Annotated in this window: 6 protein-coding genes; 2 read left to right on the forward strand and 4 right to left on the reverse strand. The window is 62.6% G+C overall.

Going from position 1 to position 8,665, the window contains the following annotated elements; all coding sequences use genetic code 11:
* Window positions 1-123 precede the first annotated feature (123 nt).
* Together SGJ19_06105 and SGJ19_06110 are read left to right on the forward strand one after the other, a co-directional pair.
* A complete protein-coding gene (locus SGJ19_06105; GenBank protein ID MDZ4779807.1) occupies window positions 124-363 on the forward strand; it encodes an antitoxin family protein in 240 nt (79 codons plus the stop codon).
* 34 nt (window positions 364-397) lie between these two features.
* Entirely contained in the window at window positions 398-808 is a 411-nt protein-coding gene (locus tag SGJ19_06110; protein ID MDZ4779808.1) for a type II toxin-antitoxin system VapC family toxin, read from the forward strand.
* 15 nt (window positions 809-823) lie between these two features.
* Here SGJ19_06110 and SGJ19_06115 read toward each other — a convergent pair whose 3' ends face one another.
* The 4 genes from SGJ19_06115 to SGJ19_06130 form a co-directional block, all read right to left on the reverse strand.
* Window positions 824-2,236, reverse strand: a complete 1,413-nt coding sequence (locus tag SGJ19_06115) for a 2-oxo acid dehydrogenase subunit E2 (protein MDZ4779809.1) — start codon at window positions 2,234-2,236, stop codon at window positions 824-826.
* Window positions 2,237-2,363: 127 nt separating this feature from the next.
* Window positions 2,364-5,048, reverse strand: coding sequence for a pyruvate dehydrogenase (acetyl-transferring), homodimeric type (gene aceE / locus SGJ19_06120; GenBank protein ID MDZ4779810.1), 2,685 nt, complete (start codon window positions 5,046-5,048; stop codon window positions 2,364-2,366).
* A 43-nt stretch (window positions 5,049-5,091) separates the two neighbouring features.
* Complete coding sequence (gene lpdA / locus SGJ19_06125; GenBank protein ID MDZ4779811.1) at window positions 5,092-6,522, reverse strand: dihydrolipoyl dehydrogenase; 1,431 nt, start codon at window positions 6,520-6,522, stop codon at window positions 5,092-5,094.
* Window positions 6,523-6,688: 166 nt separating this feature from the next.
* Window positions 6,689-8,665, reverse strand: a 1,977-nt coding sequence (locus tag SGJ19_06130; protein ID MDZ4779812.1) for an O-antigen ligase family protein, incomplete at its 5' end; no start/stop codon positions are given.

Raw genomic sequence — 8,665 nt, forward strand, 5'->3', positions numbered from 1 at the left:
CGCGCCATCTCAACAGCCCTCCGTGGCAAAAACGAAACTCAGCGACATCGTCGCCGGTTACGCATTGCACGGAAACCCCAGTTTTGAGACAAGGCCTAGACTGGTCCGGCGTATGATTGCAGTATGAGCCAGACATTCTCAGCTATTTACGAAGACGGGGTGCTGCGTCCGTTGACGCCGGTGGAGATTCCAGACCACGCCATCGTGCAAGTGACGGTTGCTACGCCGACCACCGCGGCCAACTCGACGTCGGCGGAACTGTCGCTGGACGAGCTTAAGCGCCGCTTCGCGGAAGCGACTACGTACGACGGCGGATTGCCATCCGATTTCTCTCGCGAAGATATCTATTCAGATCACGATTGATGGCGTACCTAATTGACACAGGCTTCTGATCCGGTTGTTCGACGGCGACGACCCACAATTCGCTGTGGCGAACGCCGCGCTATGGAGACTCGAGCGCCGCGAGGAACCACTCTTTACGACGGCGCAAAATATCGCCGAGTTTTGGAATGTGTTGACGCGGCCTGAAACAGCGCGAGGTGGCTATGGAAAGCTTCCCGAAGTTGCAGAGCACAGAATCTCAACGATATTGCTCGTGTGCGAGCTGCTAACTGAATCGCCCAGCTCATTTGCGGAGTGGCGAAGGCTCATGAGCGACTTTCAAGTGCTTGGCACGTCCGTTCATGACGCTCGAATCGCCGCCATCATGCGGGTTAACAAGATATCGCACATTTTGACGCTGGATGGTTCTGGTTTTCAGCGCTATCCATTTATTGTAGCTGAACATCCACGGAATACTCGTGAATGATCGTCGTCTAACGCGTTACGGCGCCAACAGCAGCCGTCCCGGCACTTCCAGGAAGTTGATGACTTCGTTCAGGAATCGCCCGGCCGTCGCGCCGTCCACCAGGCGGTGATCGTAGGACAGGCTCAGCGGCATCAGGAGCCGTGGTTCGATCTTGGTTTCATTCACCACGACCGGCTGCAATTTCGACCGTCCCAGGAGCAGGATCGCCACTTCGGGGTGATTGATGATCGGCGTGGAGAATTGCCCGCCGACCGTGCCCAAGTTGCTGAGCGTGAACGTGCCGCCGCGGAGGTCGTCGAGCGTGAACTGCGCCGCGCGGGCGCGGGTGGCGACGTCCGTCAGTGCTTGTGCGATTTGCGGAATGGTCATCCGGTCGACATTACGGATCACCGGCACGACCAGTCCGCGTTCGGTATCGACCGCCACGCCGAGGTTGACATAGTCCTTGTAAATCAACTGCTCGCCGTCCATGTCGATCGACGCGTTGAGCGTGCCGTGATGCTTGAGCGCCAGCGCCACGGCCTTCATCACGAAGGCCATCGAGGTGAGTTTGACGCTCGAGCCGGCGTAGTCGGCGGTGCTGCCTTTACGAATCCGCTCCAGCTCGGTGATGTCGGCCGAGTCGAAGTTCGTCACGTGCGGAATCGTCACCGAGCTGCGCGCCATGTTGACGGCGATCGTCTTGCGAATCTTCGTCATGCCGACGCGGCGAATCGGTCCCCAGAAGTCGGAGTCGGCCACGCCGTCGGCGCTCGGCGCGGCCGGCGCTGAAGCAGCCGGCGCGCTGGGCGCGGCCTTGGCGGCCGGTTTCGGCGCGGTGGCGGCGGATGCCACGGCGGCGTTGTTCTGGCGGACCGCGGAGACGATATCTTCCCGCGTGATGCGCCCGCCAGGGCCGGATCCGTCCACGCTTCCCAGATCGACGCCAAGCTCGCGCGCTAGCCTTCGCGTCGCCGGTGCGGCGGCCGGGGCGAGCCCGCCGTTGGCGCCATTGTCGGCCGAATAAGCCGCCTGAACCGGGGTGCTCACCTGCGGCGTAGCCGGGGCCGGCGCCTCAAGAGGCGCTACGGCGACCGGGGCGGGGGCTGCCGGAGCAGGCTGGGGTGCTGCTGGTTGCGGCGCGGCCGCTTGGGGCGCTGGCGCCGGAGCAGGTGGCTGCGGTGCGGCCGGAGGCGCCGGCGCTGCGGCGCTGGACGCTTCGACGGTCAGTACCGTTGCGCCGATCGGCAATTTGTCGCCGACCTTCACATGAATCTTGGAGATGCGCCCGGCCACAGACGACGGCACTTCCACGACCGCCTTGCCGGTCTCGAGCTCGATGACTCCCTGATTCGCTTGGATTTCATCCCCTTCGCTCACCAGCACGCTGATCACGTCGCCGGAGTCGATGTTTTCGCCAAGGTCAGGAAGCTTGAAGTCAACGGCCATGCAAATGTTCCCGGCAAAAGTTGCGTCTGAATTTGCTCAATTTATGAATGACGAATGCAGCATGATGAACAATTGAGATGAGCCACTTAAAAGGTTCATCATTCATCCTTCATCATTGCTACTTTCCTCACGCCGTCATCGGGTCGGCCTTATCGGGGTCGACGCCTAAATCTTGAATCGCCTTGGCCAGGCTCTGCCGGTCGCAGTGGCCTTGCCGCACCAGTCGCGACAGGGCCGCCACGACGACGCATTCGGCGTCCACTTCGAAGTGCCGCCGCAGCGGGGCGCGGTTTTCACTGCGGCCCAGGCCGTCGGTTCCCAGAGCATACAACCCGCCAGGGATGTAGTTGCTGATCTGCTCGGCCACGGCGCGAACGTTGTCCGACGTGGAGATGAACGGACCGGACTCGCCGGCCAGCACTTCATCCAGGTAGGATTTGCGCGGCTCCTCCAGCGGATGCAGTAGATTCCAGCGCTCTACAGCCAGGGCCTCGCGAGCCAATTCGGTGTAGCTGGTGACGCTCCAGACGTTACTGGAGATCTGGTAGCGCTCCAGCAGAATGTCCTGAGCGCGGAGCGCTTCGCGCAGCAGCGCGGCGCTGCCGAACAACTGCACCTGCGGGCGACCTTCGCCCGCCGACTTGTGCGACAGCTTGTACATGCCCTTCACGATGCCGCGCTCCGTCCCCTCCGGCATGGCAGGATGGTGGTACGCTTCGTTTTGCAGCGTGATGTAGTACATGCAATCTTCCTGCTCGGCATACATGCGTCGCATGCCGTCCAGGACGATCACCGCAATCTCATATTGATACGCCGGGTCGTAGGCGCGCACCGTGGGGAAGCTCGACGCCAGCAAGTGGCTGTGGCCGTCCTGATGTTGCAGTCCTTCGCCGCCCAACGTCGTGCGTCCCGCGGTGGCGCCGAGCATGAAGCCCTTGGTGCGCGCATCGGCGGCGCACCAGACCATGTCGCCGATCCGCTGGAAGCCGAACATCGAGTAGTAGATATAGAACGGAATCATGTTCACGCCGTGGGCCGAATGGGCCGTCCCCGCGGCGATGAACGAGGCCATCGAGCCAGCCTCGGTGATCCCTTCTTCGAGCAACTGCCCGTCCTTGGCTTCGCGGTAGTAACTCACCTGGTCCGAATCGACCGGCTGATACAACTGCCCTGAGTGCGAATAGATGCCGATCTGGCGGAACAACGGGTCCATCCCGAACGTGCGCGACTCGTCCGGGACGATCGGCACAATCAATTTGCCGATGTTCTTGTCGCGCAGCAGCTTCGAGAAGAATCGCACAAACGCTTGCGTCGTCGCGAAGGTGCGGTCGCCGGCGTCTTTGGTGAACTCCATGAATTCGCTTAAGGACGGCGTCTCGATCGGCTGCGCGCGCATGGTGCGGCTGGGCACGAACCCGCCGAGCGACTTGCGCCGCTCGAACAGATACTGCATCTCGGGACTGTCATCCGGCGGACGATAGAACGGCGCCTTGCCGACTTCCTTGTCGGAAATCGGAATGCCGAACCGCGTGCGAAACTCGCGCAGCTCGTCTTCGTTGAGCTTCTTCTGCGAATGCGTGATGTTGCGCCCTTCGCCGGCTTCTCCGAGGCCGTAACCCTTGACGGTCTTGGCCAGGATCACCGTTGGCCGGCCCTTCGATTCGAGCGCCGCCTTGAACGCCGCGTAAACTTTCTCCGGATCATGGCCGCCGCGGCGCAGTTTGCTCAGTCGTTCATCCGACAAGTGATCGACCAGGTCGAGCAGTTGCGGATACTTGCCGAAGAAATTTTCGCGGATGTAGCTGCCGGGCATCACGGTGTACTTCTGGTACTCACCGTCGACAACTTCGCCCATCCGTTTGACGAGTTGGCCGTCCTCGTCTTTGGCGAGCAGCGAATCCCACTCATCGCCCCAGATGACTTTGATGACGTTCCAACCGCCGCCACGGAACGCGCCTTCGAGTTCCTGAATGATCTTCCCATTGCCACGGACCGGACCATCGAGCCGTTGCAAGTTGCAGTTGATCACGAAGATCAGATTGTCGAGCTTTTCGCGCGAGGCCAGCGTGATCGCACCGAGCGTTTCCGGTTCATCGCATTCGCCGTCGCCGACAAAGCACCAAACGTGCGTCTGGCTGCAATCCTTGATGCCGCGATCGGTCAGATACTTGTTGAACCGCGCCTGGTAGATCGCCATGATCGGCCCCAGGCCCATCGAGACGGTCGGGTATTCCCAGAAGTTCGGCATCAACCAGGGATGGGGATAGCTCGAAAGTCCGCCGCCCGGCTGCAATTCGCGGCGGAAATTCACCAACTGCGTTTCGGTGATTCGTCCTTCGAGAAACGCCCGCGCGTAGATGCCGGGCGAAGCGTGTCCCTGGAAGTAAATTTGGTCGCCGGAGAAGTCGTCGCTCTTCCCACGAAAGAAATGGTTGAAGCCGACTTCGTACAACGTGGCCGCGGAGGCGAACGTCGAGATGTGCCCGCCGATGCCGTCGTTTTCTTTGTTGGCGCGAACCACCATCGCCATCGCGTTCCAGCGGATGATGCTCTTGATCCGTCGCTCGATCTCACGGTTGCCCGGGTACGGCGGCTGGCGATCGGCCGGAATCGTGTTGATGTACGGCGTCGTCGAAGTGCGCTGCACTTCGACCCCTTGCCGGTAAGCGGCTTCTTCCAGCGCGCTCAGCAAAAATCGTGCGCGCTCCGGGCCCTTTTCGTCGAGCACATAGGCCAACGACTCGAGCCACTCGGCCGTCTCGCCGGGATCGGAGTCGCCACTCGGAACATCAACCGCGTCGGTCATCGCCATCGTGGATTCTCTCTTCGTGCTTGCGCGCTCGTAACGCCAGTCGTCAGTGCGCTTTCTTTGGACGGTAGAAATCGGTGGCCGTGCCGAAAAAGGTCTCCGCCGCGAACGCCACCGTCTCGCTCAGCGTTGGGTGCGGATGGATGGAATCGGACACGTCGCGGGCGACGGCGCCCATCTCGATCGCCAATACGCCTTCGCTGATCAAGTCGCCAGCGCCGGGGCCGACAATGCCGACGCCCAGCACGCGTTCGCTGCCGGGGTCGATGATCATTTTGGTCATGCCCTCGGTGCGGCCAAGCGCCTGCGCGCGGCCGCTGGCAGCCCAGGGGAAACGCGCGATCTCAACTTGCAGATTCTGCTTTTTGGCTTCTTCCTCGGTCAGCCCGGCCCAGGCGATTTCCGGGTCGGTGAACACCACCGCGGGGATGGCCGCTGGTTCAAAGGTGGCCGCTTCGCCGTGCAGCGCTTCGACGGCGACCTTACCTTCGTGCGCCGCCTTGTGGGCCAGCATCGGTTCGCCGGCGACATCGCCGATCGCCAAGATGTGCGGATCCGCTGTGCGTTGCTGCTTATCGACAATGACAAAACCGCGCTGATTGATTTGTGCCTTGGTGTTCTCCAGGCCGAAGCCGGCGCTGTTGGGCTTTCGACCCACCGACACCAGCACGCGCGAATAGCGCTCGACGACTTGACCTTCCGGACCTTCGAACGTCACTTCGATTGCGTCGCCCACGTCTTTCAACCCGGCGACCTTCGTCTTCAAATGAATGGCTGTGAACTTCTTCTTCAGTCGCTCATGGAGCGGGCGGACCAGGTCACGATCGGCGCCCGGCAACAGGCCGTCCGTAAGTTCCACGACGCTGACCTTCGAGCCAATGCCGGCGTAAACAGTGCCCATCTCCAGGCCGATATATCCGCCGCCGACGACAAGCAGCGATTCCGGGATATCTCGCAGTTCCAACGCTCCGGTCGAGTCCATGATGCGATCGGTCGGTAAGTCGAAGGCCGGAATCTTCGTCGGCGATGATCCGGTCGCCAGGATGCAATGCTCGAAGATCAGCCGATCTTCTTTCTTCGCGCCGTCGGCCTCGCCGACGATCCGCAGATTCTGCGAGTCGATGAACACGCCCTGGCCGTGGATGACTTCGACTTTCCGCTGCTTGGCCAATTGCGTCAGGCCGCCGGAAAGCGTGCTGATCACCTTTTCCTTGCGGGCCCGCATCCGTTCAATCGCGATCTGGGGTTTGGGGAACTCGACGCCCCACTCGTGCATTTCTGACGTTTCGGAGAGCACGGCGGCGACGTGCAGCAGGGCCTTCGACGGGATGCAACCGCGCAGCAGGCAGGTGCCGCCCAGGCGGGGATCCTGTTCGATCAGCGTCACTTGCATGCCGAGATCGGCCGCCAGGAAGGCGGCGGCGTAGCCCCCCGGGCCGCCTCCCAAAACTGCCAATTGTGTGCGAATCGTGGCCATCCGAATTCTTTTGCCCTCGTCACCCGCCAACAAACCCGCATTGTAGCCATATCCGCCAAGACCGGTAACCGCCGCCACGACGGGCGCGCGGAACCACCCCGGGATAGGGAATCATAGGTTTCCCCTGGCAGTTGGAGGAGCGGCGCAGCACGCCGAAACCGCCAATTTAGGGAGGCGATTGACCTGCAAGCAGCTTCGTCAGCTGCTCGCGAAGCCCGTCGGAAAGCTTTTGGTCGACGTGCGGCGTCACCCGATCCAACTCCAAGGCACGCTCGGCCGCGCTACGTGCTTCCGCCGCTTCGCCGGAATCTGCCAATGCCACAGCCAGGGTTCCGCGATACTCGGCGTGATTGGGATACAACTCGACCGCCTCCTGAAAGGCCCCGATCGCCTCGGCCAGGTGCTTCCCACCCAACAATGCCCGATGGGCCGCCAGGTGCATATTGCCGGCCTGATACCAACCGACCGCCGCGTTGGGGGAGCGTTTCAATCCCTCGCCAATCGCCTCGGCCGTACCTTGCCAGTTTTCGGGCGTCGGAGTCGCCTGCCAGCGTGCGAACCGCCAGCTAGCCAAGTCCCGCCAAGGCTGCGCGGCCGTGGAATCGGCGTGCGTGGCGTCTATGAGGTGCGATTCCGCATGCCGCGGATCGTCGATCGCCACCTGGCGCGCCGCCTGCGCCAGGGTCACAGGGCGATAGGCGGTCCAATAACAGGCCACGGCCAAGAGAGCGAAACCGCCCGCGAGACCAGCGGCGGTGAATCGGCTCGCCGAACTGCTCGAGGAATTGGTCGAAGCAGGAGTGCCCACCCACAGCGTAAGCAACAACCCGAGCGACCCCGCGACGCCGGGGATGCCGATGCCCCCGGCCGCTAACAGGTTAAAAAGCAATACGAAAATGCCAAGCCCGACCACGCGATTGTCCAGTTGCCCTTCGTTTCCCCAGAAATGCCACAGCCCCAGCGCCACGAGCATCGCCGGCAATCCCACGAAGAACGCAGTCACCGACGGCCCGGTCTGCGCCAACCAGCCCAGCGGCCAAGCGAGAAAAAATCCCGCGATCGCGCCTCCCAGTATCCACGCCGCGGAGTCACTCTGGCCGAGCGATGAATCCACGGTTTTGGCTCGTCGCGCTTCGCGCCAAGCCAACGGCGCCACGAGCAGCGCGAGCAACAGCGCCGGTAGGCCGGCAGTTGCGGCGACCTCGAAGAGGAAATTGTGAGGATCCGCGACAACTTCACTCGCGGTCGGCGCTTTGTAGCGCGTGTAATATTCCTGAAACTGCCCGGGCCCCACGCCGATCCACGGATGATCGGCGATCATCGCCGCAGTCGCCTGCCAATACTGGCCGCGGTAGCCGAGTGATTTCCCCGCCTCGGTGAAGACCTCGCGATCAATCGCCCCTATGGCGGCGGCAATGGCGAAGGCGGCCACGACGACGCCCGCGGCGGCGGCGAACCATTTTCCGCGCCACCAACTCCCTTGGCGGAGTTGCCAAAGCATCCACAGCGCGACGCCCGCCATCACAGCCAGCCAGGCGCTGCGGCTCTTAGTCAGCAATAAACAAGCGGCGATTGGCACGCACGACAGCAGTGGTCCCAACCAGACGGCCGTGCGCTGCGGCAGTGCTCGACGCTCTTGCCACGTTGAAATTGCCGCGACGGCGAGCCAAGGCGCCAGAAATCCCGCCAGTGAATTCGTCAGTGCGAACGTGGCAAACGGTTCAGTGCTTTGTAGGCGCTGTTCGAACAACATCCGTTCGCGAGACCCGGGCGCGTACCAGATTCCTTGTGCGCGGAGCGCCCCATCCGGATTCGCGAAGTAGGCGCGGCGCGTTGCCGGCAATTCCACGGCGAATTGCTCGATTCCCAGCGTCCCCAGCGCTCCCGCCAGTGCCACCATCACGGCGACGAGCGCGCGGCGTTCTCGGTCGGTTCGGACCAGCCGGCGCAAGACGACGATGCCGGCAAGAAGGCTGACCCAAAGCCAAGCCCCGTTGATCGCCGGGCGCGGTGAGCCGGTTTGCATTGCAAGGTAACCGGAAAGCAGAAAGCAGCCGGCCAAGGCGAGGAGCGCGCCATCCAACGGCGAGCAGCGCCACGCATCGTCCTCCGTGCGCCAGCCAAGCAGCGCGGCCAAGGCCGC

The organism is Planctomycetia bacterium, assembly GCA_034440135.1.
Lineage (GTDB): Bacteria > Planctomycetota > Planctomycetia > Pirellulales > JALHLM01 > JALHLM01.